This is a genomic window from Curtobacterium sp. MCPF17_018 (assembly GCF_003234135.1).
GTDB classification, from domain to species: Bacteria; Actinomycetota; Actinomycetes; order Actinomycetales; family Microbacteriaceae; genus Curtobacterium; species Curtobacterium flaccumfaciens.
Window position 1 is genome coordinate 195619 of the sequence record NZ_QKSJ01000002.1, and the last position, 25392, is coordinate 221010.

Annotated in this window: 24 protein-coding genes and 2 tRNA genes; 20 read left to right on the forward strand and 6 right to left on the reverse strand. The window is 71.2% G+C overall.

Translation table 11 applies throughout. From position 1 onward, the window contains the following. Nucleotides 1-158: 158 nt before the first annotated feature. The 5 genes from DEJ27_RS03535 (at nucleotide 159) to DEJ27_RS03555 (ending at nucleotide 5372) form a co-directional block, all read left to right on the forward strand. The gene (locus DEJ27_RS03535) at nucleotides 159-1379 is read left to right on the forward strand and encodes a sensor histidine kinase (protein ID WP_111090335.1); all 1221 of its coding nucleotides are present in this window, start codon (nucleotides 159-161) and stop codon (nucleotides 1377-1379) included. Continuing rightward, nucleotides 1376-2593 (forward strand): hypothetical protein, encoded by a 1218-nt coding sequence (locus DEJ27_RS03540; protein WP_110861472.1) that lies wholly within the window; start codon nucleotides 1376-1378, stop codon nucleotides 2591-2593. The genes DEJ27_RS03535 and DEJ27_RS03540 overlap by 4 nt, the downstream gene beginning before the upstream one ends. After that, entirely contained in the window at nucleotides 2580-3281 is a 702-nt protein-coding gene (locus tag DEJ27_RS03545; protein WP_035808846.1) for a response regulator transcription factor, read from the forward strand. Before DEJ27_RS03540 ends, DEJ27_RS03545 begins: the two co-directional genes overlap by 14 nt. Continuing rightward, nucleotides 3281-3907: a thymidine kinase gene (locus DEJ27_RS03550; RefSeq protein ID WP_027466399.1), complete on the forward strand. Its 627-nt coding sequence runs from the start codon at nucleotides 3281-3283 to the stop codon at nucleotides 3905-3907. Before DEJ27_RS03545 ends, DEJ27_RS03550 begins: the two co-directional genes overlap by 1 nt. Nucleotides 3908-4310: 403 nt before the next feature. Beyond that, the gene (locus DEJ27_RS03555) at nucleotides 4311-5372 is read left to right on the forward strand and encodes an LLM class flavin-dependent oxidoreductase (protein WP_110861445.1); all 1062 of its coding nucleotides are present in this window, start codon (nucleotides 4311-4313) and stop codon (nucleotides 5370-5372) included. Nucleotides 5373-5478: 106 nt separating this feature from the next. Here the strand turns inward: DEJ27_RS03555 and DEJ27_RS03560 are convergent, their stop codons facing one another. From DEJ27_RS03560 to DEJ27_RS03580, 5 genes are all read right to left on the reverse strand, one after another. Continuing rightward, a complete protein-coding gene (locus DEJ27_RS03560) occupies nucleotides 5479-6096 on the reverse strand; it encodes a response regulator transcription factor (protein WP_110861443.1) in 618 nt (205 codons plus the stop codon). Then, on the reverse strand, nucleotides 6093-7127 hold the full coding sequence (locus DEJ27_RS03565; protein WP_110861440.1) for a sensor histidine kinase: 1035 nt from the start codon (nucleotides 7125-7127) through the stop codon (nucleotides 6093-6095). Before DEJ27_RS03565 ends, DEJ27_RS03560 begins: the two co-directional genes overlap by 4 nt. A 156-nt stretch (nucleotides 7128-7283) precedes the next feature. Then, nucleotides 7284-7357, reverse strand: a tRNA-Pro gene (locus tag DEJ27_RS03570). Nucleotides 7358-7450: 93 nt separating this feature from the next. Continuing rightward, nucleotides 7451-8407, reverse strand: coding sequence for a metallophosphoesterase (locus DEJ27_RS03575; protein WP_110861438.1), 957 nt, complete (start codon nucleotides 8405-8407; stop codon nucleotides 7451-7453). After that, nucleotides 8404-10968, reverse strand: coding sequence for a transglycosylase domain-containing protein (locus DEJ27_RS03580; RefSeq protein WP_110861436.1), 2565 nt, complete (start codon nucleotides 10966-10968; stop codon nucleotides 8404-8406). Before DEJ27_RS03580 ends, DEJ27_RS03575 begins: the two co-directional genes overlap by 4 nt. Before the next feature lie 50 nt (nucleotides 10969-11018). On the opposite strand from DEJ27_RS03580, the gene DEJ27_RS03585 reads away from it, so the two are divergent. Together DEJ27_RS03585 and DEJ27_RS03590 are read left to right on the forward strand one after the other, a co-directional pair. After that, entirely contained in the window at nucleotides 11019-11177 is a 159-nt protein-coding gene (locus tag DEJ27_RS03585; protein WP_110861434.1) for a DUF4177 domain-containing protein, read from the forward strand. Next, nucleotides 11174-11635 carry a RidA family protein gene (locus DEJ27_RS03590; RefSeq protein ID WP_110861432.1) on the forward strand — a complete coding sequence of 154 codons (462 nt, stop codon included), beginning with the start codon at nucleotides 11174-11176 and terminating at the stop codon, nucleotides 11633-11635. Before DEJ27_RS03585 ends, DEJ27_RS03590 begins: the two co-directional genes overlap by 4 nt. A gap of 79 nt (nucleotides 11636-11714) precedes the next feature. Here DEJ27_RS03590 and acs read toward each other — a convergent pair whose 3' ends face one another. Next, a complete protein-coding gene (gene acs / locus DEJ27_RS03595) occupies nucleotides 11715-13667 on the reverse strand; it encodes an acetate--CoA ligase (protein WP_110861430.1) in 1953 nt (650 codons plus the stop codon). An 801-nt stretch (nucleotides 13668-14468) separates the two neighbouring features. Between acs and DEJ27_RS03600 the strand changes: the two genes are divergently transcribed. The 13 genes from DEJ27_RS03600 (at nucleotide 14469) to DEJ27_RS03660 (ending at nucleotide 25365) form a co-directional block, all read left to right on the forward strand. Next, nucleotides 14469-15398 carry a CpaF family protein gene (locus tag DEJ27_RS03600; RefSeq protein ID WP_111090336.1) on the forward strand — a complete coding sequence of 310 codons (930 nt, stop codon included), beginning with the start codon at nucleotides 14469-14471 and terminating at the stop codon, nucleotides 15396-15398. After that, the gene (locus DEJ27_RS03605) at nucleotides 15395-16228 is read left to right on the forward strand and encodes a type II secretion system F family protein (RefSeq protein ID WP_181430080.1); all 834 of its coding nucleotides are present in this window, start codon (nucleotides 15395-15397) and stop codon (nucleotides 16226-16228) included. The genes DEJ27_RS03600 and DEJ27_RS03605 overlap by 4 nt, the downstream gene beginning before the upstream one ends. 83 nt (nucleotides 16229-16311) lie before the next feature. After that, nucleotides 16312-16551 carry a DUF4244 domain-containing protein gene (locus tag DEJ27_RS03610; protein ID WP_111090338.1) on the forward strand — a complete coding sequence of 80 codons (240 nt, stop codon included), beginning with the start codon at nucleotides 16312-16314 and terminating at the stop codon, nucleotides 16549-16551. 10 nt (nucleotides 16552-16561) lie between these two features. Next, entirely contained in the window at nucleotides 16562-16867 is a 306-nt protein-coding gene (locus tag DEJ27_RS03615; protein ID WP_181430081.1) for a TadE family type IV pilus minor pilin, read from the forward strand. Nucleotide 16868: 1 nt separating this feature from the next. Then, nucleotides 16869-17348, forward strand: coding sequence for a hypothetical protein (locus tag DEJ27_RS03620; protein ID WP_111090340.1), 480 nt, complete (start codon nucleotides 16869-16871; stop codon nucleotides 17346-17348). After that, nucleotides 17324-20143, forward strand: a complete 2820-nt coding sequence (gene topA, locus DEJ27_RS03625; protein ID WP_110861420.1) for a type I DNA topoisomerase — start codon at nucleotides 17324-17326, stop codon at nucleotides 20141-20143. Before DEJ27_RS03620 ends, topA begins: the two co-directional genes overlap by 25 nt. Further along, complete coding sequence (gene tmk / locus DEJ27_RS03630; RefSeq protein WP_110861418.1) at nucleotides 20140-20775, forward strand: dTMP kinase; 636 nt, start codon at nucleotides 20140-20142, stop codon at nucleotides 20773-20775. The genes topA and tmk overlap by 4 nt, the downstream gene beginning before the upstream one ends. 25 nt (nucleotides 20776-20800) lie before the next feature. Continuing rightward, on the forward strand, nucleotides 20801-21943 hold the full coding sequence (locus DEJ27_RS03635; RefSeq protein ID WP_111090341.1) for a DNA polymerase III subunit delta': 1143 nt from the start codon (nucleotides 20801-20803) through the stop codon (nucleotides 21941-21943). A gap of 24 nt (nucleotides 21944-21967) precedes the next feature. Then, nucleotides 21968-22603, forward strand: a complete 636-nt coding sequence (locus tag DEJ27_RS03640; RefSeq protein WP_111090342.1) for a TetR/AcrR family transcriptional regulator — start codon at nucleotides 21968-21970, stop codon at nucleotides 22601-22603. A 44-nt stretch (nucleotides 22604-22647) separates the two neighbouring features. Then, nucleotides 22648-22720: transfer RNA gene (locus DEJ27_RS03645), tRNA-Thr, on the forward strand. 180 nt (nucleotides 22721-22900) lie between these two features. Further along, nucleotides 22901-23695, forward strand: a complete 795-nt coding sequence (locus DEJ27_RS03650; protein ID WP_111090343.1) for a glycoside hydrolase family 16 protein — start codon at nucleotides 22901-22903, stop codon at nucleotides 23693-23695. 192 nt (nucleotides 23696-23887) lie between these two features. Next, complete coding sequence (locus tag DEJ27_RS03655; RefSeq protein ID WP_181420108.1) at nucleotides 23888-24328, forward strand: BLUF domain-containing protein; 441 nt, start codon at nucleotides 23888-23890, stop codon at nucleotides 24326-24328. A 41-nt stretch (nucleotides 24329-24369) separates the two neighbouring features. Beyond that, complete coding sequence (locus DEJ27_RS03660) at nucleotides 24370-25365, forward strand: Gfo/Idh/MocA family protein (protein ID WP_110861408.1); 996 nt, start codon at nucleotides 24370-24372, stop codon at nucleotides 25363-25365. Nucleotides 25366-25392 lie beyond the last annotated feature (27 nt).

Genomic DNA, 25392 nt, shown 5'->3' on the forward strand with positions numbered 1-25392 from the left:
CGCGGCGTGTCCTGTCCACGTTCGGGGGACAGCAAGACCCCGGTCCGGGCCGCTATCATCGTGCGGGTCGCCGCACGGCCCCGGATTCGGGGTACACGGCCGCTGCTCCGGTGGTTGGATCGTGGGCGGCGCCCTCGCCACCCGGAAGGATCCACCTCGTGCTCGGCATCCCCACGCACCTCGCACCGCGAGTGAACGCGTGGTCGACCGTGCGCGCATTCCACGCCGGTGCCATCGGGTCCCTGTTGGCCGCGGCCATCACGCTCGTGCTCTACGGCCTGTCCGAGCCCGGGGTGCAGGTCGTCGGCACCGCGCTGGCGGTCGTCCCGATGCTCGCCATGATCGGCGTGCACGTGCAGTTCGGCACCCCGGTCTCGGCGATCGCGTTCCTGGCCGTCGGTGGTGTCTGCGCCTGGTGGTTCGCCGTCGGGGTCCAGCAGCAGGTGCCGACCGGCTGGGTGACCTCGTACCTGATGTCCCTCGTCGTGATCCCGCTCATCCTGGTCGGGGGAGCCGGGGCCGTGCCGAGCCGCGTCGTGCTGTGGTCCTTCGTGGGCTTCCTGACCGGACGACTCGCGACCTGGATCGCCATCGTGCAGGCCGACCAGTCGCCCCGTCCGCTCATCCTGGCCTGGGTCACCCTGGGATTCGTGGTCGCGCTCGTGCTCTTCACGACCCGCAGCACGGGGCGGAGCGAACGGGTGCAGCCCGAACTCCTGCGCTCTGCGCGCGAAGAACACGTGTCCGCCTACCGCGCCGGGGTCGAGGCCGAGGCGTCCGCGATCCTGCACGACACCGTGCTCAACCACCTGGGTGCGATCGCCCTCGCGCCGGACGGCCCGATGGACCCGCACCTCGCCGAGACGGTCGACGCTGACATCGCGGTGCTCACCGGCAAGGGGTGGCTCGCGCCGGCCGCCCGCCCGCGTCCCGGTGCGGCGGCCGAGGCGTTCGGTGTCATGGTCGACGAGCACCGGACGCTCGGGCTGGACGTGACCGTCTCCGGTGACACCTCGGCGCTCGAGCGCCTGGACCAGCGTGCACTGTCGGCGGTCGTCCGGGCGGTCGGCCAGTGCCTGGCCAACGTGCGGAAGCACGCGGGTACCGACGCCGCCGAGGTGAGCGTGTTCGACGACAGCGCGTCCTGCACCGTCATGGTCGTCGACGACGGTCGTGGGTTCGACGAGGACGCCACCGGAGCCGACCGGATGGGCCTCCGCGGTTCGGTGCGTGAGCGGATCGGCCGGGTCGGCGGTGACGTCCAGATCTGGTCGTCGCCCGGTTCCGGCACGAGCGTCATGATGACCGTGCCGTACGGACCGGTCACCGGCGCGGTCACCGTGCCGGTGGTCGGCGACGACCGGGGGACCGAGCGATGACGGCGGCCCGGCAGCGCGTCGGGTCCGGATCGGGGTCCCGCCGCACCGCGCAGCAGTACGACCCGCTCGGCGCGATGGGATCGCGGCCCCTGGCCCTCGTGCTCGGGGCCGGCAGCGTCGTCTGGGCCCTGCTCGTGTCGATCTTCGACCGCGACGTCGTGGGCAGCCCCACGCTCAGCGCCCTCACGGTGCTGCTCGTCGCCGCCTCGGCGGTGGTGGTGCTCGCTGCCTCGAGCCCGTTCCGTGCGCCGTTCCCGCGCTCGGCGTTCGTCGCGCACGTCGGGTTGCTCGGCCTGGCGTCGGTCACGAGCGTCGCGGCGCAGTGGGGGCCGGACCGCAGTGCCCTGAACGACTTCATGTCCCTGATCACCGCGACCGGCATCGTCATGGTCGCGCCGTACCGCCCGTGGACCGACCTGACGATCGGCGGGGTCGTCCTGGCCGCGGTGAACGCCGTGACCTGGGGCGCGGGGGCAGCCGAGTTCCCGCACGAGGTGCCGGTCGCCGTCGCGGCGTTCCTGGCCGCGGCCCCGACGCTCGTGCTGACCGCCGCGTCCGCGGTGTTCGCCTGGACCTTCGCGGGGCTCGCCGAACGGGTGCAGATCCGTGCCGGGTCGTACTCGGTCGCACGCGCCGAGCGGGACGGCATCGCGGCGAGCGTGCAGCAGGACCGCTCGACGATCCTGTCCCGCGACGTCGCCCCGTTCTTCGCCGAGCTCCGCACACGGGACGTCATCACCGACGCCGACCGTGCCCGTGCCCGCGCGATCGCCGACGGCATCCGGGCGTCGATGGTCGCCGACGCCGACCGCACCTGGTTCGAGCACGCCGTCCGGGTCGACGGCGGGCAGGCGCCGGTGGTCGACGACCCCGACGGCCTCATCGCGACGCTCGACACCGACCAGCGGGCGGTCGTCCGCACCTTCGTCCGTGCGGCCCTCCGCGCGTCGACCGTCGACCCGGCCGGGTTCCGCGCGACGGTGCGACGAGTCGACACCGTGGCGGGCCCGGCAGCCCCGGCCGCCGGGCCCGAGCGGTCGCCCGCACCCGCTCGTGTGTCCGTCGACATGGAGCTCGCCGTCGCGGACTCCGACATCGGCATCCACCGCACCTTCGACCCCTACTTCGCCGTCCTCCGCGTGACGTTCCCCGACCTCGACGTCGCGGTCCGCCCTTCCGCCCTCGCACTAAGGTTCTCCTATGACCAGCACTGACCCGAACAGGCTCTCGGAGGGGTCGCCGTCCCTCCCGAACCCGGGAGCACGACGTGTGCGGCTGGCCATCCTCGACGACCACGAGGTGCTGCTGGACAGCCTGTCGAGCTGGATCGCGGTGAACGCGTTCGACTTCGACCTGGCCCTGACCGCGCACACCTGGCTCGAGATGGTCCACAGCGACAGCTTCCCGACCGACCTGGTGTTCCTCGACTTCCAGCTCAAGGAACCCGTCTCGATCGAGGCCCGTGTCCGCACCTGCCGTGCCGCCGGCGCGAAGGTGATCGTGCTCTCGAGCGTCGACAGCCGTGAGTCCCGCGATCGTGCCCTGGCAGCCGGCGCCGCGGCGTTCCTGTCGAAGTCGCTCCCGATGCGCGAGGTCATGGACGTCGCCCGCGAGATCATGGGCGTCGCCCGCGAGACCCCGCAGCCCCGGGAATGGCGTCCGCTGCCGACGGGCGCCGCAGCGCACCAACGGCCGAAGCTCAGCGCCGGTGAAGAAGAGGCGCTGCGGCTCTACGTGTCCGGCTACTCGACGAACGAGGTCGCCGCGCAGATGAACGTGCAGTACGAAACCGCCAAGACCTACCTGCGTCGCGTGCGCGAGAAGTACAGCAAGGTGGGCCGCCCCGCCTCGAAGAAGTCCGACCTCATCCGTCGGGCCGCCGAGGACGGGTTCCTCGCGTAGTGGCGAAGCTCTACTTCCGCTACGGCGCGATGAACAGCGGCAAGAGCACGGGCTTGCTGCAGGCCGCCTACAACTACGAGGAGCGCGGGCACCGGGTGCTGCTCGCCAAGCCCGCTGTGGACACGAAGGGCGACCGTGAGATCGTCTCCCGCCTGGGCGTCACCCGGACCGTCGACATCGTCTTCTCCCCGGACGCCGACGTGCGCCAGGCCGTCACCGCCGCCGGCGCCGTCGACCCCGAGTCGGACCGCCTGGACGGCATGGTGCGGCCCGTCAGCTGCGTGCTCGTCGACGAGGCGCAGTTCCTCAGCCCGCGTCAGGTCGACGACCTGCTGCGCATCGCGGTGCTCGACGAGATCCCGGTCATCACGTACGGCATCCGCACGGACTTCCGCACCGAGGCGTTCCCCGGCAGCGCCCGCCTGCTCGAGGTCGCGCACTCCCTCGAAGAACTGAAGACGATCTGCCGCTGCGGCCGCAAGGCCGTCTTCAACGCCCGTACGGTCGACGGTCGGTTCGTCTTCGACGGCTCGCAGGTCGCGATCGACGGCGTCGACGTCGCCTACGAGTCGCTCTGCGCCAACTGCTACCTGACGGAGTCCGGCGGCCGCCTCGACGGCGCCTGACCCCTCTGCCGGGCGGACACGCAACTCGCTCGGTTCGTCGAGCGGTCACGACACCCCGCTCGGGTTCGCCGTGCGGTCACGTCGCGTCGGCGGCGCGCCTGTCGGCCGACCGGACGTGACCGGTCCGCGCGGTGCGCGCGGCACGTCGTGACCGCCCGACGTCCGAGACGGAACCGACAGACGGCCTGGAGGCGCGGCGCGGCCCCGCCACGTGCCTCCCGGCCGTCGCGCCGCACGTCCGGGGCGGGCCGCATGCGTCAGTCGAGTGGTCGCGAACCGTCGCTGCCGCGACTTCCGGGCGACGCCCGGTGACCGGGCGGCGGCGGGACGACGGCACGTCCTGACCGGTCGATGTCCCGGTCCCGGGTGGAATGCGGATGTGCCGGAGCGCGTTGGTGACCACATGACCGACGACACCCTGCACCTGTCCGTCCTCGACCTGGCCACCCGCGAGTACGGCCAGTCCAACACCGAGGCCCTGCAGGGGTCCATCGACATGGCTGTGCACGCCGAGCAGCTCGGGTACGAGCGGTTCTGGGTCGCCGAGCACCACGGGATGCCGGGCATCACGTCCTCGGCCCCGGCGGTGCTGCTGAGCGCCGTGGGCGCTGCCACCTCGACCATCCGCATCGGTTCGGGTGGCGTCATGCTGCCGAACCACGCGCCCCTCGTCGTCGCCGAGCAGTTCGGCACGCTCCGTGCCCTGTACGGCGACCGTGTCGACCTCGGGCTCGGGCGCGCTCCCGGCACCGACGGCGCGACGGCGATGGCACTCCGCCGCACGGACCGACTCGACGTCGACGACTTCCCGGACCGCCTGGCCGACCTGATCGGGTTCTTCACCGGCATGGGCGCGGAGAACCCGCTGGCCGGCATCCGCGCCGTGCCGGGCTACGGCGACGTGCCGGAGTTCTGGCTGCTCGGGTCCTCCGGGTACAGCGCGCAGGTCGCCGGCGCGCTCGGCATCTCGTTCGCCTTCGCCCACCACTTCGCGTCGGACAACACCGAGGCCGCACTCGCCCTGTACCGCGACTCGTTCCGTCCGTCGCGCTTCCGGCAGACGCCGAACGCGCTGATCGGCGTGCAGGTCGTCACCGACGAGGACCCCGCCGTCATCGACGAGCAGAGCGCCCCGGGCATGATCTCGTTCATCCGGATGCGCTCGGGCCGGAAGCCCGAGCCGGTGTCGATGGACGAGGCGCGTGCGTACGAGTTCAACGACCTCGAGCGTCGGTTCATCGCGGCCCGCACCGAGCGTCAGGCCTACGGCAACGCCGAGCAGGTCGCGGAGAAGATCAACGCGCTCGTGGCGTCGACGGGGGCGAACGGCGTGATCGTGTCGCCCGGTGCTGCGCAGGCGCGGTACCGGCACCAGGCGCTCGACGTCGTGGCCGGGCTGCACGCGGCCGGCAAGCTCGTGCCCGCGGGTGCGGCTGCAGGTGCCGGGGCGTCGTCCGTCGGCTAGCTCGTCGAGTTCGTTCACTCCGTCGGGTTCGTTCGCTTCGTGAGCAGGAATGGTCGGGTGTCCGCTGGGCACCCGACCATTGCTGCTCACGAGGTTCCGCGGCGCCTCAGGTGAGCAAGCCCAGGCGCGTGGCGGCGGCGACCGCGCCGACGCGGGAGCCGACGTCGAGCTTGCGGAACACGTTGTAGACGTGCCGCTTGACCGTGCCGGTCGCGAGCTGCAGGTCGGCGGCGATCTCGGCGTTGGTGCGAGCGGCGGCGATGAGTCGCAGGACCTCGAGCTCGCGGTCGCTCAGCGGTGAGCCGGCACGGGCCTCGGTCACCAGGTCGACGGGGAACGTGACCGGCGCCGCATCGGCATGTGCCGCCCGCGCGATCCGGTCGACGAGTTCGCGGCTCGGGGTGTCCTTCGTGACGAAGTCGACCGCGCCGGCGTCGAGCAGGGTGCGGCGGAGGACCGCGTCCCGGTGCATCGTGAGCACCACCACCCGGATGTCCGGGCGGGTGCGGCTGATCGTGGCGATCGTCGTCCGTGCCGGCGGGCCGTCGAGCTCGACGTCGAGCAGCAGGACGTCGATCGCGGCGGCCTCGGGGGAGCCGAGCACCTCGGCCGGTCGCTCGCCGTGTGCGACGACGCGGATCGTGGGGACCGCGGCCAGGATGGTGGCGAGCCCTTCACGGAACAGCCGGTGATCGTCGACGATGGCGACGTGGGTGACGGTCACAGGGTGCCCCTCGGGATGGTCAGGCGGACGGTGGTGCCGTGCTGTCGGCGGCCGCGGGTGCTCTCGACGTCGAGCCGAGCGCCGATCACCGCGGCGCGCTCGCGCATCGTCTGCTGTCCGAGGCGACCGTCGGCGTCGCTCTGCACGTCGAAGCCCGGGCCGTCGTCGGTCACCGTCGCGACCACGGCGGCGGGGGACCACGCGAAGCGCACCGAGGTCGACGAACCCGGGGCGTGCTTGCTGCGGTTCGTGAGCGCCTCGAGCAGGATCGTCAGCGCTTCCTCGGCCTGCCAGTTCGGCAGAGGACCGGAATTGCCCATCGACTCGACGGACAGGCGGTCGTCGTCGGGGAACAGGTCGTGGATGTGCCGGCGGAGCGCGTCGTCGAGCAGCGCGTCCCCGACCCGGGCGTGCAGGCTCACTGCGAGGTCCTGCACGTCGCCGAGCGCACTCCGGAGCAACCGTGCCGCGTCGTCGAGCTGTGCGGCGCGCTCGTCCGAGGGCGGGTCCGTCAGCAGGACGAGGTCGAGGCGCTGCAAGCCGGCGAGGATGCCGTGTGCCACGCGGTCGTGCAGGTCTCGCGCGATCTGCGTGCGGGAGTCCAGGTGCGCCGAGGTGACACGCTGGCGCAGTGCCTCCGTGTACGCGACCGCCCCGGCCGGGAACCGGCTCCAGATGCCGGCGTGCAGGGCCCTGGTGGCCCGCAGGACCTCGGCGGTGGACTCCGCGCCGACCTCGTCGACGAAGACCGGCAGGTAGGCGTCGAACAGCATCTCCGCCGCGAGCATGGCGCCCGCTGGGTGCTGGGCGTGCTCGGCGTGCAGACTGCCGGTCGCCAGGTGCTCGGGGTCGAGGAACGCGTGGCTCACCACGCTGCCGTCGGTTCCCGCCGCGTAGCGCTCGTGGGCCTCGGCGATCATCGACGTGACGTTCTCCGTCAGGCTCTCCGCGAGCACCGGGTCGTCCGCGATGGCGGGGAACTCCGCGGCGATCGTGGTGAGCACGGCGGCGAGGGGATGGTCGTTCTGCATGGCGCTTGCGAGCGTAGCGGGAGGTGGTGCTCGCAGCGGGGGAGGAACGGACCGCGTGGGTCGTGCGACCCATCCGACGGTCGAGCTGCACCCGGGAAAGCAGAAGGCCCTGGTTCCGGAGAACCAGGGCCTTCTTCGTACTGTCTCAACACAGTGTCGGGGTGACAGGATTTGAACCTGCGACCTCCTCGTCCCGAACGAGGCGCGCTACCAAGCTGCGCCACACCCCGCGGTGTGATCACTCCGTACCGGAGCAACCCGACAATACTATCCGATGATCGGGGATGCTCACGACCATCCGGCGAACTCCCGGGCGCGTCGGCTCAGGAAGCTCGTGCGGTGAGAGTGACCACGACGGCCTCGGGCCGGCAGGCGAACCGGACGGGCGCGTAGATCGAGGTGCCGAGGCCCGCGGAGACCTCGAGCCACGACCAGTGGTTGCGGTGCTCCCACTTGTGCAGGCCGCTGGCGTACCGACGGGGGAGGTCGCTGTTCGTGACGAGCGCACCGACCCCGGGGACCGCCACCTGACCGCCGTGGGTGTGCCCGGCGAAGATGACATCGGCGCCCTGGGTCACGAAGGCATCGAGCACGCGACGGTAGGGGGCGTGCGTGACGCCGATGGCGACCGGTGCGGGGCCGTCCTCGTCCTCGGACCACGGCACGTCACCGCGCATCTCGTCGACGTTGGTGGGGAGCAGGTCGAGGCGGTCCCAGTCGCGGTGCGCGTCCGAGGTGCCGAACAGCTCGAACCGGGAACCCCGGAGTTCGATCGCGTGCGCCTGGTCGTTCAGGTCGAGCCAGCCGAGCGACTCGAAGAACGCCGTCTGCCGATCGATGTCGAGACCGACGGGCTCCGCCGCCTTGTGCATCCGGCTCGGCCCGGAGAAGTACTTGAGCGGGTTGCGCGGGGAGGGCCCGAAGAAGTCGTTCGACCCGTAGGCGAAGACCCCGGGCACCCCGCGGAACGGCTCGAGCGCGTACTCCACGGCGGCGTTCGCGGTCGCGTGGCCGAGGTTGTCCCCGGTGTTCACGATGAAGTCCGGCTCGACCAGGCTCAGGTCGCGCAGCCACTGCTGCTTGTCGGCCTGCCACGGGGCCATGTGGATGTCGGACAGGTGCAGGACGGTCACGTCACGGGAACCCGGCGGGAGCACCGGGACGGTCTCCCACCGGATCCCGAAACGACGGCGCTCGACGAGCGAGCCCCACGCTGCCGAAGCGGCACCGACGGCCGCACCGGCTGCGAGGACTCCGAGTGCCGCGCGACCGCGGGTCACTTGCAGTCCTTGGGCGCCTTGCCGTTCTTGTCGCCGTACAGGGTCAGCGTGACCGTCGAGTCCTTGCTGGCGTCGGTGTGCACGCCGGGCTCGACCGAGGCGACACGGCACTCCTTGTCGCCGCCGCCCTTCGCGTACTGCTCGGCGATGGCGACGTTCGTCAGCCCGACCTGGTTCAGCTGGGCGCGAGCGTCGGAGAGGGGCTTGCCCGTCACCGACGGCACGGTGATCTGCGACCCGTCGGAGGTGTAGACGGTGACGCTCGACCCGGACGACAGCAGCGAACCGGCCGACGGCGAGGTCGACGTCACGGTTCCGGCCTTGCCGGCGCCCGGCTGCGCACCGCCGTCGACGTAGGTGAAGCCGGCACCCGAGATCGCGGCGCGGGCCTCGTCGGCCGTCTTGCCGCGGAGGTCCGGCAGCGCCTTGCTGTTGCCGCGGAGGGCGGAGGTGTTCGGGTCGGTGAAGGCGCCAGCGGGGTAGGCGGCGTTGACCGGGGTCATCGCCTGCTGCCACACGCTCGCTCGGACACCGGCGTACGTGCCGTTGACGCCGTTGCTGTAGTGCCGCAGGTTGTTGAGCTTGCCGTCGGTGTTGCCCTGCCAGTACGCCGTCGCGACCCGCGAGCTCGACCCGACGAGCCAGATCTGGTTCGCGGTGTCGGTGGTACCCGTCTTGGCGAACAGCTGGGTACCGTCCGGGGTCTGCGCGCCGCGGGCGGTACCGCTGGCGATCGTGCCCTTCATGGCGTAGACAGCGGCGTGGGCGACCTCGGGGTCGAGCACCTGCTTGCAGTCCTTGGTCTGTCCGCCGAGCTGCTTGCCGCTGGGGGAGGTGACCTGCTCGATGGCGATCGGCTTGCAGTAGATGCCGTTGTTCGCGATGGCGGCGTAGGCGGCGGCCATCGTCATCGGCGCGATCTCGTTGACGCCGAGGACGGACGACGGGGTGTACTGCAGTTCGCCGCCGTCGGCACGGTGCACGCCGAGGGACTCCGCCGTGTCGCGGATGTCGCAGAGGTCGAGCTTCTGGGCCATGTTCAGGAACGCCAGGTTGATGGAGCCGGCGGTCGCGGCGGCCACCGTGTAGTTGCCGCTCTCACCGGGGCTGTCGTTCTTCGGGTTGTAGTTGCCCGCGGTGATCGGTGACCCGCAGGCGGTCCAGCCGGACGACATGTTCCGCGGTGCGCCGCTGACGACCTCGTTGAGACCGTGACCAGCCTTGAGCCAGGCGAGGAGCGTGAACAGCTTGTAGGTCGAGCCGGTCTGGAAGCCGCCGGAGTTGCCGTACTTGTAGTCGACGCTGTAGTTGATCGAGGTCGACGTCGGCGCGGACTTCAGTGACTGGTCGTAGTCCTTGTTCTGCGCCATCGTCAGGATGCGACCGGTGCCCGCCTCGATCGAGTTGAGCGTGGCCCCGAGCGCCAGGCCGGTCTCGGCCTTGTTGTCGTAGGTGTTGACGAGTTGCTTCTGCTCGGCGTTCAGGTCGATGTTCAGCGTCGTCTGGATCTTGTAGCCGCCGTTGCGCCACGCGGCGTCACGGGCCTTCTGCGACGATCCGAGCTGCGACATCTCCTTGACGACCTTGACGGCGTAGTCGCAGAAGAACTGCGATCCGTCGCCGACCGACGCCCGGCACCCCTGTGAGGGCTGGGTCAGGCGGACGTAGTCCTTCGGGTTCGAGGCGACGGCCTGGTCGTACTCGGCCTTCGTCAGGTTCTTCTGGGCGTACATCGACCTCAGGATGACGTCGCGCCGGGCGACGTTCGCCTCGTACTTCTTCGGGTTCGACAGGTTGCGCGCCTCGGGGTACTGCACGATGGCGAGCAGCGACGCCGCCTCGGCCGGGGTCAGGTCGGTCGCGCTCTTGTTGTAGTAGTGCTGCGCCGCGGCCTGCACGCCGTACGTCTGGTCGCCGAAGTAGGCGATGTTCAGGTAGGCGGTGAGGATCTCCTTCTTGGAGTACTTCTTCGCCAGCCCGATCGCGAGCTTCATCTCCTCGAGCTTGCGGGGGATGGTCTGCTCGACTGCCTCGTTGTAGGCCTTGACCTGCTCCTTCTTCGTGGGGAGCTCGAGGGCCTGCTGCATCTTGATGTTGCGGACGAGCTGCATCGTCAGCGTGGAGCCACCGCCGGACTCGCCGAGACCGCCCGCGAGGCTGCCGACGCCGGCGCGGACCAGGGACGTCATGTCGACGCCGCCGTGGTCGTAGAAGCGCTTGTCCTCGCCGTCGATCGCGGCGTTCTTGAGCTGCTCGCTGATCTGGTCGAACTTCAGCTCTTCGCGGTTCTGGTCGTAGACCGTCGCGAAGTGCACGGACTTGCCGCCCGAGTACGCGTACACCTCGTTGCGCTGCGGGAGGTCACCGATCTCGATGTACTCCGGCAGGGACTCGAACACGCCGATCGTGGACGTCGTCGTGACACCGGCGACCGCGATGGCCGGGGTGACACCGATCGTGACGAGCAGGCCGGCGAGGGCACTGAACCCGACGAATCCGATGAAGGCGCCGACTGCTGAGACGGGCTTGGTCCGCGATGCAGACGTCTTCTGGGCAGACATAGGATGCAGCCTAAACGACACCCCCGACTGAAAGGCTGGCAAGGAACCGCATGACTCGCTGGGAGTACTTCACCACGCCGCTGATGATCCACAACACCACCGCGATCCTCAACAACTACGGGGACGAGGGCTGGGAGCTGGTCCAGATCGTCACCGGGCCCGAGGGCGGACTCGTCGCCTACCTGAAGCGCCCCAAGGCCGACTCATGAGCGTCTCCGACCGGCTCGCCGGACTCGGCCTGACGATCCCCGCGGTCGCCGCTCCCGTCGCCGCCTACGTGCCCGCCGTCGTGACGGGGCAGTACGTCTACACGGCTGGTCAGCTGCCGTTCGTCGACGGTGCCCTGCCCGTGACCGGCAAGGTCGGCACCGACGTCGACGCCGAGACCGCCGCGGCCCAGGCTCGTGTGGCCGCGCTGAACGCCCTGGCCGCCGTGCAGTCGGTCGCCGGTTCGCTCGACCGCGTGGCGCGTGTCGTCAAGGTCACGGTCTTCGTCGCCTCGGACCCGTCGTTCACCGGTCAGCCCGGGGTCGCGAACGGGGCGTCGACCCTGGTCGGCGACGTCTTCGGGGACGCCGGCGTCCACGCGCGGAGCGCGGTGGGCGTCGCGGTGCTCCCGCTGGACGCACCGGTCGAGGTCGAGCTGGTGGTGGAGCTCACCGCCTGACGGACCGTCAGCCGAACGCAGTACGCGAGCAGGGCCTCCAGTTTGAATCTGACTGGAGGCCCTGCTTCCGTTCCCGGGACTACATGAGTTCCGCGATGGTCGCCATGATCGTCGGGTCGGCGAGCGTCGTCGTGTCGCCGATGCGGCGGCCCTCGGCCGCGTCGCGGAGCAGCCGCCGCATGATCTTGCCGGAGCGTGTCTTCGGCAGCTCCGGCACGATGACGACCTGGCGCGGCTTCGCGATCGCGCCGATCCGCTTGCCGACCCAGTTGCGGAGTTCCGCGGAGGCAGCGTCGCGGTCGACGTCGGCGGCGGCCTCGGCCGTCAGGATGACGAACGCGACGACCGCCTGCCCGGTGGTCTCGTCGGCGGCACCGACCACGGCGGCCTCGGCGACGCCCTCGTGGCCGACCAGGGCGGACTCGATCTCGGCCGTCGACAGGCGGTGGCCCGAGACGTTCATGACGTCGTCGACGCGGCCCTGGACCCAGATGTCGCCCTGCCCGTCGAGCCGCGCACCGTCGCCGGCGAAGTAGCGGCCGGGGAACCGCGACCAGTACGTCTCGACGAACCGGTCCGGGTCGTTCCAGATGCCGCGGGCCATCGACGGCCACGGCTCGGTGATCGTCAGGTAGCCGCTCTCGCCGGGGTCGGCGCGGCGGCCGTCGTCGTCGACGATCTCGGCGACGATGCCCGGCAGGGGCGTCTGCGCGGCGCCGGGCTTGAGCTTCGTGACGCCGGGCAGCGCGGAGATCATGATCGCGCCGGTCTCGGTCTGCCACCACGTGTCGACGATCGGCGTGCGGTCGTGGCCGATGACCTGCCGGTACCACTGCCACGCCTCGGGGTTGATCGGTTCGCCGACGCTGCCGAGCAGGCGGAGGGTCTCGAGACTGCGGGCCTCCGGGATCTCGCGGCCGGCCTTCATCGCCGCGCGGACCGCGGTGGGTGCGGTGTAGAGGACGGTGACACCGTAGGCGTCGACGAGGTCCCACCAGCGGCCGGGCTTCGGCTCGTCGGGGGTGCCCTCGTAGAGCACCTGGGTGACGCCGTTGGCGAGCGGGCCGTAGACGACGTAGGAGTGGCCGGTGATCCAGCCGATGTCGGCGGTGCACCAGTAGACGTCCTTCTCCGGGTGCATGTCGAAGACGTTCTTGTGCGTGTAGGCCGCCTGCGTCAGGTAGCCACCGGAGGTGTGCACGATGCCCTTCGGCTTCCCGGTCGTGCCCGAGGTGTACAGGATGAACAGCGGGGTCTCGGCCGGGAACGCCTGGGCCTCGTGGGTCGGTGCCGCCTTCGCCAGCTCGTCGTGCCACCAGACGTCACGGTCGTTCCACGCGATGTCGTTGCCGCCGCGCTTGACGACCAGGACGTGCTCGACCGTGTCGGTGCCCTCGCCGGTCAGTGCCTCGTCGACGGCGGGCTTGAGCGGTGAGACGGCGCCGCGCCGCCACCCACCGTCCGCTGTCACGACGAGCTTCGCGCCGGCGTCCTCGATGCGGGCGCGGACGCTCTCCGCGCTGAACCCCCCGAAGACGACCGAGTGCACGGCACCGATGCGGGCGACGGCGAGCATCGTCACGACGGCCTCGGGGATGAGCGGCAGGTACACGACCACCCGGTCGCCCTGGCCCACGCCGAGGTCGGTGAGCATGTTCGCGGCGCGCTGCACCTCGGCGGTCAGCTCGGCGTAGGTGATCCGACGCGTGTCGCCTGGTGCACCCTCGAAGTGGATCGCGACCCGGTCGCCGTTGCCCGCGCGGACGTGCCGGTCGAGGCAGTTCTCGGCGACGTTGAGCGTTCCGTCGGCGAACCACTTCGCGAACGGGGCGCCCGACCAGTCCAGGGTCTGCGTGAACGGGGTGCGCCAGTCGAGCAGGGAGCGGGACTGCTCGGCCCAGAAGGCCTCGCGGTCGGCTGCTGCCGCGTGGTGGAGGTCCTCGCCGGCGACCGCGTCGGCCACGAACTCGGGCGGCGGCGCGAAGGTCGCTCCGTCGTCGCCTCGGGGGTCGGTCTGGGTCGGAGTGGACATCGATGTCCTTTCGCGTCGTTGCGGCCTCTGGTGGCATCCGTCGTGGATGCGTGCGTGCATCCGGGGCGGTTGCGTGCGTGCATCCGGGGTGGTTGCGTGCGTGCATCCGGGGCGATTGCGTGCGTCCATCCGTCGCCGGTGCCTGCGTGCATCCGGAGACTACCCCTCGGCCGGGTCGGGGCGCGGCACGCCCGGATGTCGTGTCCGGGGTTGCCCTGGAGAGCCGATCGTGGGGTACAGTGGTTCTCGCTGGACTCGTTTCCGGCGGCATCGAATCGGATTCCCCCCAATCCCTCGGTGTCAAGGCGGCACCTGTTCCCCCCAACCGGTGCCGCCTCTTCTCTTTTCCGGGGTCCGCCTCGAGCGACGGTGCTTCGTCGGGCTTCGTCGTGTGCCCCGATCCGCGCAGGGACGCCGGTCGCGTGGACAGACCGGTCCATGCTCGTGCATGCATTCTGCATGTACCTGCGGAGCAGTTGCTCCGCCCAGTCCTGCTGTGGGGTGCAGGGGTGATCGGTGGCTCGAGCGGATTCGGTGTCGCATCATCGACCGGGGTACGGCTTTCCGTATCGGGGTACAAATCGGTCCGTTGGTCGGACACTCCGACGTTGTCCACAGATGTGGGGACCGTCCGATCGGCGCGGGTGCCGACTGCCTACCGTCGGCGGCATGCCCCTGCACCGTGCTCCTCCCTCGCCCTCGTCCCGCCCGTCGTCACGGTCGTCCGCGCCGTCGCGACCACTTGCACCGTCCGCGCCGTTCCTGCCCGGGGCCGCGCCGCCGGCTCGCCGCCGGGCCGCCGTGGTCGTCGAGTTCGAGGAACTCGCTGCCCTGGTGGCTGATGCCACCGTGACGGACGTCCTGGTGCTCGGCGGTGTGGGGACGTGGGTCGACCGCGGGACCGGCCTCGAAGCCGTCCAGCCGCGACTGACGGAAGCGCGAGCCCGCGAACTCGCGACCCGGCTCGTCGCGCTCGGCGGCCGACACGTCGACGAGACCACCCCGTGCGCGGACGTCCGGCACGGCGACGGCGTCCGGGTCCACGTCGTCCTTGCCCCGGTGTCCGTCGGGGGCACCGCCGTGTCGATCCGACTGCCGCAGGTCCAGCGACCCTCCCTCGCCGCCCTCGAGCGCGGCGGGACCTTCGCGTTCGTCCCGCGGTCGGTCGTCGAGGACGCCGTCGCCGCGCGCCGGAACGTCCTGGTCACCGGTGCGACCGGCAGCGGCAAGACCACCCTGCTCGCGGCGATGCTCGGGAACGTCCCCGTCGACGAGCGCATCGTGACGGTGGAGGACGTCGCCGAGCTCCGGATCGCCCACCCGCACGTCGTCGCGCTCGAGGTGCGGCAGGCGAACGCCGAGGGGGTCGGCGCGCTCGGCCTCGACCGGCTCGTGCGAGAGGCGCTGCGGATGCGACCCGACCGGATCGTCGTGGGGGAGTGTCGCGGCGCCGAGGTCCGCGAACTCCTCTCTGCCCTGAACACCGGGCACGACGGGGGAGCCGGCACCGTGCACGCCAACGGCATCGCCGACGTGGCCGCACGTCTCGAAGCGCTCGGCGCACTCGCCGGCCTCGGTGCCGAGGCGCTCGCCCGGCAGGCCGTCAGCGCCTTCGACCTGGTCCTGCACGTGGAGCGACGGGCAGGACAGCGGCGGCTCGGTGGCGTGGGCACGCTGTGCGTCGGCCCGGACAGGAGGCTCGAGGTGCGCCCGGTGGACGGGCTGCGGTGAGCCGACCCACACCCGACGGTCCGGTGCGGGTCGCCGGGGTGCTCGACCGGGTGGCGACGCTGGTCGCGGCGGGGGTCCCGCCGCCGCGGGCCTGGCGGCTCGTCGGCGGACTGCCCGGGGCCGGGGGACCCGCGCAGCAGGACATCGCCGTCGTCCTCCGCGTGGCGGACCGGACGGGAGCGCCCGTCGCGGGGACCCTCCGCGGGCTCGCCGGGGCGCTCCGCCGTGCTGCCGCCTCGGACCGCGCGATCCGGGTCGCCCTGGCCGGTCCGCGGACGAGCGCCCGGGTGGTGCTCGCGCTGCCGCTCTTCGGGCTGGGCCTCGGCGCGGCCTGGGGTGCCGGCGCCGTCGAGGTCCTGGTCGGTTCACCGGCCGGTTGGGCGTGCTCGTGCACCGCGGCGGCCCTCGTCCTGGCAGGTCGGGGGTGGACCGCCCGGCTGGTCCGTTCCGCGACCCCCGACGGCCGCGTGCCCGGGGTGCTCCTCGACGCCTGGGCCGTGGCGGTCGCCGGAGGCGGGTCGTGGACCACCGCCGGGCAGGCCGTCGCCGAGGCGTCCGCGGGAGCCGCCGCGCCCGTCGGCGACCTGGACCGGCTGCGGGAGGTCCTCGACCTCGCCCGGCGCGCCGGGGTCCCCGCCGCCGGGTTGCTCCGCCGCGCTGCCGAGGACGTGCGCGACGAGGCCGCTGCCGACGGGCTCGTGGCTGCGGAACGCCTGGCCGTCCGGCTGGTGCTGCCACTCGGGGTCTGCGTCCTGCCGGCGTTCGTGCTCGTGGGGGTGGTGCCCGTGGTGGTGGGGGTCCTCTCCTCCACGGTGGGCGGTACCGCGTGACCTCTCCACAGATGCCACCGGGACCCCTCGTCGCCACCGCAGCCCGGACAGGCTGGACCCACCGAACAGAAAGGACGGACACCATGAGCACCACGTCATCCCGCGGCAACCGCACCCGTCGGGCCATCCACCACCGTCGCCCGCGTCCCCTCGTCGCCCGGTGGCGGTCACGACTGCGGGACGACCGGGGATCGGCGACCGCCGAGTACGCGGTCGTCATCCTCGCCGCCGTGGCCTTCGCCGGCGTGCTCGTCGCCGTCATGCGCTCCGGCGAGGTCCAGACCATCCTCACCGACCTCGTCCGTGGTGCGCTCTCGCTGTGAGCGCGGCTCCGTGACCGTCGAGTTCGCGGTGGCGCTCCCCGTGGTGGCGCTCGTGCTGACCGCCCTCGTCGCGGCGGTGCTCGTCGTCGATGCGCAGGGCCGCCTGCAACTCGCCGCAGCCACGGCCGCCCGGGCGATCGGGCGCGACGACGAGAGCCAGGGCCGGTCCGCGGCCGACCGGATCGTCCCGGGGGTCTCGGTCGTCGTCCGGTCGGACGGCGACCTGGTCTGCGTCGACGCCAAGCGCGGCGGGACCGGTCCCTTCGCGGCGCTCCCACTGACCGCGACGGGGTGCGCCGTGGCCCGAGGGGGCTGACGTGACGAGTCTCGACGGCCAACGCGGCTCGGCGACCGTGCTGCTCGTGGCGGTCCTCGGCGTGGGTGTCCTCGTCGGGTCGTCGGCGCTCGCCGCAGCCGGTCACCGCACGCAGGCCATCCGGGCCCAGGGTGCCGCCGACGCCGCCGCGGTGGGCACCGCGGCGTCCGCGACCGGTCTGGTGCCGGGGGAGCCCTGCGCCGTCGCCACCCGGATCGCCACCGCGAACGGGGCCACCCTCGACGCCTGCGAACTCGTCGCCACCACGGCCCGGGTCCGCGTGGTCGTGGGCACCGGTCCGTTCGTCGTCGGCGCACTCGCGGTGGCCGGTCCGGCAGGCGACCCGTCCGAACACTATGTGTATGGTGTGCCTGTCGGCCCGCGGTCACCGATGTCCCGGTCGACCCGGACACGCTCGTGGACAGGGCCGATCAGCACCATCGATCAAGGAGACACGTGCCAGGCACGAAGAAGCTCGTGATCGTCGAGAGCCCTGCGAAGGCGAAGACGATCGCGCAATACCTCGGTGACGGATACGAAGTCCAGGCCTCGGTCGGACACATCCGCGACCTCGTCGAGCCGAAGAACCTGCCGGCCGAGCTCAAGAAGGGCTCCCTCGGCAAGTTCTCGGTGGACGTCGACAACGGCTTCGAGCCGTACTACGTCGTGTCCGACGCCAAGAAGAAGACCGTCTCCGAGCTGAAGCGCGCCCTCAAGGACGCCGACGAGCTCTACCTCGCAACAGATGAAGATCGCGAGGGCGAAGCGATCGCGTGGCACCTGCTGCAGGTCCTGAAGCCGAAGGTGCCCGTCAAGCGGATGGTGTTCCACGAGATCACGAAGGAGGCGATCCAGCGCGCGCAGGAAGCCACCCGTGAGCTCGACACCGCCCTCGTCGACGCGCAGGAGACCCGCCGCATCCTCGATCGTCTCTACGGGTACGAGGTCTCCCCGGTCCTGTGGCGCAAGGTCGCGCCCGGTCTGTCCGCCGGCCGTGTGCAGTCCGCCGCCACCCGTCTCGTCGTCGACCGTGAGCGCGAGCGCCTGGCCTTCGTCTCCGCCAACTACTGGGACCTCTCCGCCCGGTTCGAGAAGGCCGGCGAGTCCTCTTTCTCCGCGCGACTCGCCCGGATCCACGGCACCCGCGTCGCCTCCGGTCGTGACTTCGACGACCGCGGCACCCTCAGCGGAGACGTCGTCCGGCTCGACCAGGCCGCTGCCGCGTCGCTGACGACGGTCCTCGAGCGCGCCGGTGACGCCACCGTCCGCAGCGTCGACTCGAAGCCGTACACGCGACGTCCGGCCGCCCCGTTCACCACGTCGACGCTCCAGCAGGAAGCCGCACGCAAGCTCCGTCTGTCCCCGCGACAGACCGCTCGTGCCGCGCAGACCCTGTACGAGAACGGCTACATCACCTACATCCGTACGGACTCGGTCTCGCTCTCGAAGCAGGCCATCGACGCCGCTCGCAAGCAGGCAGCGGACCTGTACGGTTCGGCCACCGTTCCGGACAAGCCCCGTCTCTACGCGAGCAAGAGCAAGAACGCGCAAGAGGCGCACGAGGCGATCCGTCCCGCCGGGGACTCCTTCCGCACCCCGCAAGACCTGCAGGGCACCCTGACCGGTGTGGAGTGGCGCCTCTACGACCTCATCTGGAAGCGCACCATCGCTTCCCAGATGGCGGACGCCAAGGGTTCGACCGCATCGATCGTGCTCGGCATCTCCTCCGCCGAGTCGGTCGAGGGCATCGCCTCGACCGCGAACGGCACCGACGCGGAGTTCACCGCCTCCGGCACCGTCATCACGTTCCGCGGCTTCCTCAGCGCCTACGAAGAAGGCCGTGACGAGGACCGCCACGAGTCCTCCGAGCGTGCCGGTCAGGACGTCGCCCTGCCGAACGTGGCCCAGGGCGAGCACCTCGCGGTCAGCGACGTCGAGGCGAAGGGGCACGACACCACCCCGCCGCCGCGCTTCACCGAGGCGAGCCTCATCAAGACGCTGGAAGAGCTGGGGATCGGGCGTCCGTCGACCTACCCCACCATCAGCCCGACGATCATCGACCGCGGCTACGTCTCGCTCCGCGGTACGCAGCTGGTGCCGAACTGGATCGCGTTCAGCGTGGTGCGGCTGCTCGAGGAGTACTTCGGCGAGCTCGTGGAGTACGACTTCACCGCCGAGATGGAAGAAGACCTCGACCGCATCGCCCGCGGCGACGCCGACCGGGTGGACTGGCTCAAGGGCTTCTACTTCGGTGGCGGCGACGACGACCAGCGCGGCCTGCGGACCGTCATCGACAACCTCGGTGAGATCGACGCCCGCGAGATCAACTCGGTCGAGCTCGCTCCGGGCCTCACACTCCGGATCGGTCGGTACGGCCCCTACATCGAGGTGCCGAGCGACGACCCCGAGAAGCCGCGGCGCGTCAACGTCCCCGAGGACCTCGCTCCCGACGAACTGACCGTCGAGAAGGCGAAGGAACTCGTCGACGCCCCGGTGATCGGCGATCGCGTCGTCGGGATCAACCCGGAGACGGGCAAGGAAGTCCTGGCGAAGGACGGCCGCTTCGGCCCCTACGTCACGGAGCGCACCCCCGAGCCCGAACCCACCGTGGACCCGAAGACCGGCGAGGTCGTCGAGGCGCCCGCAGTGGCGGAGGCCCCGGCGGCCGAGGCAGCTGCTGCGACCGCGACGAGCGAGACGGCGACGGCGAAGAAGGCCCCCGCAAAGAAGGCGCCTGCGAAGAAGACGACGAAGAAGGCCGCGGCGCCGAAGGAACGCACCGCCTCGCTCTTCAAGTCGATGGATCCGCAGACCGTCGACCTCGAGACGGCGCTGAAGCTCCTCGACCTTCCACGCGTCGTGGGCCAGGACCCGGAGACGGGCAACGACATCACGGCGCAGAACGGCCGGTACGGGCCGTACCTGAAGAAGGGGACCGACACCCGGACCCTGCCCGGCGAGGACGCGATCTTCGACATCGACCTGCCCGGTGCACTCGAGCTGTTCGCGCAGCCGAAGTACGGCGGGAACCGCACCGCGAGCGCCGCGCTCAAGGAGTTCGACGCCGACCCGGTGTCCGGCAAGCCGATCAAGATGAAGGACGGCCGATTCGGCCCGTACGTCACCGACGGCGAGACGAACGCGACCATCCCCAAGGGCGAGGACGTCGAGGCCGTCGACCACGCCCGCGCGGTCCAGCTCATCGCCGACAAGCGTGCCAAGGGGCCGGTCAAGAAGAAGACCCCGGCTCGTCGGACGGCGGCCAAGAAGAAGTGACCGGTCGCTTCATCACGCTCGAGGGCGGCGACGGCGCGGGAAAGACGACCCAGGCGGAGCTGCTCTCGGCGTGGCTCGGTGCGCACGGTCGGACCGTGGTGCGCACCCGCGAACCCGGCGGCACCGACCTCGGCGTCCAGATCCGGCAGATGGTCCTGCACGAGCGGGGCCACGTCGCACCCCGGGCCGAGGCGCTGCTGTACGCGGCCGACCGTGCCCAGCACGTCGAGACGATCGTCCGTCCGGCGATCGCGCGCGGCGAGGTCGTCCTGCAGGACCGCTACATCGACTCGTCCGTCGCCTACCAGGGCGTCGCGCGGGGGCTCGGCGCCGAGCAGGTCCGCTCCGTCTCGGAGTGGGCAGCGGACGGCCTGGCACCGGACCTCACGATTCTGCTCGACCTCGACGTCACCGTCGGACGCGCCCGGGTGGCCGCGGCGCGGGGCGACACCTTCGACCGCCTCGAGTCCGAGGCCGCGGCGTTCCACGAGTCCGTCCGTCAGGCCTTCCTCGCGATGGCGGAGGCCGAGCCGGCACGCTTCCTGGTGGTCGACGCCTCGGACCCGACCGACGCCGTACAGGACGCGATCCGTCGAGCGGTCGCCCCGCTCGTCGGGATCGACCCGGCATGACGGTGGTCACTGACAGGATGGTCCCGTGAGCGTGTGGGACGGCCTGACCGGGCAGGACGAAGCGGTCGCGTCGCTGCGCAACGCAGCCGAGTCGACCGACGGCACCGGCGGCATGACGCATTCGTGGCTCATCACCGGCCCGCCCGGGTCGGGACGGTCGAACGTGGCGACCGCCTTCGCCGCGGCGCTCGTGGGCGACGGCCCCGACGACGACCACACACTGCGGCAGATCACCGCGAAGACCCACCCAGACGTCTCGGTGCTCACGACCCAGCGCGTGATCATCACGATCGACGAGATCCGGCAGCTCGTCACCTCGTCGTACTACTCGCCGTCGGTCGGGCGCTACCGCGTCGTCATCATCGAGGATGCCGACCGCATGACCGAGCGCACCTCGAACCTGCTGCTCAAGGCGCTCGAGGAACCCCCGGAGCGTACGGTCTGGATCCTCTGCGCCCCGAGTGAAGCCGACCTGTTGCCGACGATCCGGTCGCGCGTCCGCTCGGTCCGTCTGCGGGTGCCCGGCATCGAGTCCGTCGCCGACCTGCTCGTCGCCCGGACCGGTGTCGACCGCGCCCTCGCCATGGATGCTGCTCGTCAGGCGCAGAGCCACATCGGCATGGCACAGCGCCTGGCCACGAGCGAGCCGGCACGTGACCGTCGACGCCGGACCCTGACGACCGTGCTCGGTGTGCGGAGCGTGGGTGACGCCGTCATGGCGGCCGCGGAGCTCCTCGCCGTCGCCGACGAGGACGCCACGTCCATCACCGAGCAGCGGGACTCCGAAGAGCGCGACGCAGCCCTGCGCTCGCTCGGGGTCGAACCCGGCGGGACGATCCCGCCGGCGCTCCGGTCGCAGCTCCGCGCCCTCGAGGACGACCAGAAACGCCGTGCGACCCGCAGCCTGCGCGACGGCCTCGACCGGATCCTGGTGGACGTCTCCTCGCTGTACCGTGACCTGCTCCTGCTGGGGCTCGGAGCCCCGGCGGAACCGGTCAACCTGGCGATGCAGGACCAGCTCGAGCACGCGCTGCCGACGATGCCGCCCGCTGCCGCGCTCGAGGTCCTCGACGCCGTGGCCCTGGCCCGCCAGCGCATCGCGGCCAACGTGGCTGCACTCCTGGCGCTCGAAGCACTGCTCGTCACCATCGCCCGCGCCCGCCGCTGAGTCACGGCGTGCGACAATCACGGCATGCCCGACGCTGAACCCGGCCTGCGCGAACGGAAGCGCCGCGCCACCCGGCGCGCCATCCAGCAGGCTGCGCTCCGGATCGCCATCGAGGACGGCCTCGGCGCGGTCACGGTTGACGAGATCTCCCGGCGGGCAGACATCTCGCCCCGGACGTTCTTCAACTACTTCCCGAGCAAGGAGCAGGCGATCCTCGGGGACGACCCGCAGCTGCCTGACGACGCGGCGTTGCAGGCGTTCGTCGACGGTGGTCCGAGCGGCGACCTGCTCGCGGACATCGGCGCGCTGCTCGTGCACTCGACACGCGAACTGATCGAGGAGCGCGGGCTCATCGAGGAGCGGCAGCAGGTCCTCCGCGCGAACCCGGAGCTGTTCAGCCGTCGGATGGCGTCCATGAAGGAGTTCCAGGCGGAGCTGCAGGCGGCCATCGCGCGGCGGCTCGAAGACGCCGCCCCGGAGCTCGCCGCGGACCCCGAGGCGCTCCGTCGTCGCGCGGGGCTCGCGGCCATCGTCGCCCTCGCCGCTCTGCGCCACGCCTGGTGGGAGTGGTCGGGTTCCGAAGCCGGAACGCACCTGGTCGACGAGCTCGAACGGTCCTTCTCCGAGCTCGGCGTGCTGGTTTCGCGTTCACTCGTCTGAACCTGTATAGTCATTGCTCGTGCCACTCCGGACATGGAGTGTGCGCCGCCTTAGCTCAGTCGGTAGAGCGATTCACTCGTAATGAATAGGTCGTCGGTTCGATTCCGACAGGCGGCTCCGTGAACACCCCGGTCAGGTCCACTCGAAGTGGCTCTGACCGGGGTTTTCGTATTCCGGACGAATCCGTGTCCCTCGCCCGAGGGGCAGACGTCCGGCGTGATCGCGGGCTAGCCTTGTCCGCGATACGGGGGACACGATGACCGACCACCAGCCCAGCGCTCCACCGGCGATGACGCCGTGCTGAAGCGTGTCTTGGTCATCGTCGTGGTCGCCGCCACTGCCGGAGCCCTCGCGGTGACCGCGGCAGCAGTGCCCGAGTCCGGCGCGACGTCGGCGTCGACCTCGTCGCCGAGCACCGGTTCGTCCGCGACCCCGACGGCGTCCGCGACCGGCCCCGCGTACCTGGCGGACCGCGAGCCGACCTTCTCCGAGGACTTCGACACCCCCGCCGCAGCCGGCGGCCCGTTCGCCGAGACGTACCGGAACTCGTGGCAGCCGTACCCCGACGGCACCGGCGGCAAGTACTACTCGAACGAGCTCGTCAGCGCCCACGACGGCTACCTGGACGTCGCGATGGACGGTGAGCACGGTGCTGCCGGAACGTTCGGCACGCCCACCGGCGCGTGGTCACACGTCGGCGGCACCTTCAGCATCCGTGCGCGGGCGACCGGCGGAGACGGCAACGGGATCGCGGTCATGCTCTGGCCGACGTCGAACGTCTGGGCCGACGGCGAGGTGAGCTACCCGGAGGGACAGTTCGACGGGTCGCCCCGCGTCTTCCACCACTCGATGCTGCCGGGGCTGGAGCGCCGCTTCGAGCACTACAACACCCGGGTGTCCTGGAACGACTGGCACACGTACACGACCGAGTGGGTGCCGGGGAAGAGCGTCCGGTACTACCTCGACGGCAAGCTCGTGTTCACGGTGCCGCGCAACGTGCCCACCACTCCGCATCGGTACATGTTCCAGATCGGCAACTGGGGCGACCCGGGGCACGTCCAGATCGACTGGGTCCGCACCTACGACAGGTGAGAGACCAATCCCCCCGGACGGGGGCTCCGAATCAGTCCGGTCGTACGACCCGACACCCGTGTGCTCGCGTCGATGACCCGAACCTCGACGCGGGTGCGCGGACGGGGACGATCCCCGTTCTGGGGCTGCCCGACGGCGTCGGCGCGGTCCACGATGAGAGGGAACCCGTTCCGTCGTCACCGAGAGGTCGTCATGCTGCTGTCCCTGGTCTACATGAGCGCAGCGAAAGAGGTGTTCGACCAGGAGCGGCTCGACGCACTGCTCGAGCACGCACGGCTCCGCAACGCGGCGTCCGGCCTGTCCGGTCTGCTCGTCTACAAGGACGGCCGGTTCATGCAGCTGCTCGAGGGTCCGGAGGGAGCCGTGCTCCAGACGTACCAGCGCATCATCGACGACCCGCGGCACACCGAGGTCGGCCTGCTGGTCGAGGAGCGCATCCACACCCCGCGCTTCGGGGAGTGGAAGATGGCGTTCCACCGCGAGCCGGACGCCGAGCTGCCCGACGGGTTCGACTCGTTCCTCGCCGAGGGCGACGCGAGCGCCGACACGAGCCGTGCCCGTGAGCTCCTGCGCTGGTTCCGGAACCACCCGATGGCCGCCCCGGACGCTGCGCTCGGCAAGCACCGCCGCTGACAGCACCGCCCCAGCCCACGTCGCGCTGGTAGACAGGACGCATGACGGTTCGCTGGGGAGTCATCGGCACAGGCGGCATCGCACGGTCCTTCGTGGGTGACTGCACCGCGGCCGGCATCGTGTTCACCGCCGTGGGCAGCCGCACCCGCGGACACGCCGAGGCCTTCGCCGCGGAGTTCGGCATCGAGCGGTCCCACGGTTCCTACGAGGACCTGGTGGCGGACGAGGGCATCGACGCGGTCTACGTCGCGACCCCGCACGTCCGGCACGCCGAGGACGCCCTGCTCGCGATCCGGGCGGGCAAGCACGTCCTGGTCGAGAAGGCCTTCACGATGACCGCGGAGGAGGCCCGTACGGTCGTCGACGCCGCTCGACGATCGGGTGTCGCGGTGATGGAGGCGATGTGGACCCGCTTCCTGCCGCAGATGGCGATGATCCGCGAGATCGTCGCGGAGGGTCGGATCGGTCGCCCGATGGTCGTCGAGGCGACGCACCACCAGGCCCTCCCGACGGACCCGAGTCACCGGCTGCGCGACCCGGCACTCGGTGGGGGAGCGATGCTCGACCTCGGGATCTACCCGGTGTCCTTCGCGGTGGACGTGCTCGGCGTGCCGACCGCGCTCGTCGCAGCGGGCACGCTGAGCGAGCAGGGCGTCGACGAGCAGATGGGCCTGGTCATGACGCACACGGGCGGCGCGCAGTCGATGATCCACTTCGGGATGGACCTGCGGAGTCCGAACACGGCGTCGATCATCGGCGAGACCGGCCGCATCGACCTCGACTCCACCTGGTACACGCCGACCACCTGGCGGATCCGCGACCGCGACGGTGCCGTGGTCGAGGAGTTCGACGGTCGCGAGGAACTCGCCGGCTACGAGCACGAGGCCCGTGCCTTCGAGGCGATGATCACGTCGGGCCGCCACGACGACGGCCCGATGGACCCGGACGAGACCGTCGCGATCATGGCGGTGCTGGACGAGGCGCGTCGCCAGGTCGGGGTCCGGTACCCCGCCGACGGTCCCGTCGCGGCTCCCTGATCCGGCGCCCGTCCTCGACGGATCCCG

Coding starts and splice junctions, on each gene's coding strand:
- DEJ27_RS03545 (WP_035808846.1), top strand. CDS start 2,580: ATGACCAGCACTGACCCGAACAGGCTCTCGGAGGGGTCGCCGTCCCTC.
- DEJ27_RS03555 (WP_110861445.1), top strand. CDS start 4,311: ATGACCGACGACACCCTGCACCTGTCCGTCCTCGACCTGGCCACCCGC.
- DEJ27_RS03565 (WP_110861440.1), bottom strand. CDS start 7,127: ATGCAGAACGACCATCCCCTCGCCGCCGTGCTCACCACGATCGCCGCG.
- acs (WP_110861430.1), bottom strand. CDS start 13,667: ATGTCCACTCCGACCCAGACCGACCCCCGAGGCGACGACGGAGCGACC.
- DEJ27_RS03610 (WP_111090338.1), top strand. CDS start 16,312: ATGAGCACCACGTCATCCCGCGGCAACCGCACCCGTCGGGCCATCCAC.
- DEJ27_RS03585 (WP_110861434.1), top strand. CDS start 11,019: ATGACTCGCTGGGAGTACTTCACCACGCCGCTGATGATCCACAACACC.
- DEJ27_RS03590 (WP_110861432.1), top strand. CDS start 11,174: ATGAGCGTCTCCGACCGGCTCGCCGGACTCGGCCTGACGATCCCCGCG.
- DEJ27_RS03655 (WP_181420108.1), top strand. CDS start 23,888: ATGCTGCTGTCCCTGGTCTACATGAGCGCAGCGAAAGAGGTGTTCGAC.
- DEJ27_RS03540 (WP_110861472.1), top strand. CDS start 1,376: ATGACGGCGGCCCGGCAGCGCGTCGGGTCCGGATCGGGGTCCCGCCGC.
- DEJ27_RS03640 (WP_111090342.1), top strand. CDS start 21,968: ATGCCCGACGCTGAACCCGGCCTGCGCGAACGGAAGCGCCGCGCCACC.
- DEJ27_RS03660 (WP_110861408.1), top strand. CDS start 24,370: ATGACGGTTCGCTGGGGAGTCATCGGCACAGGCGGCATCGCACGGTCC.
- DEJ27_RS03580 (WP_110861436.1), bottom strand. CDS start 10,968: ATGTCTGCCCAGAAGACGTCTGCATCGCGGACCAAGCCCGTCTCAGCA.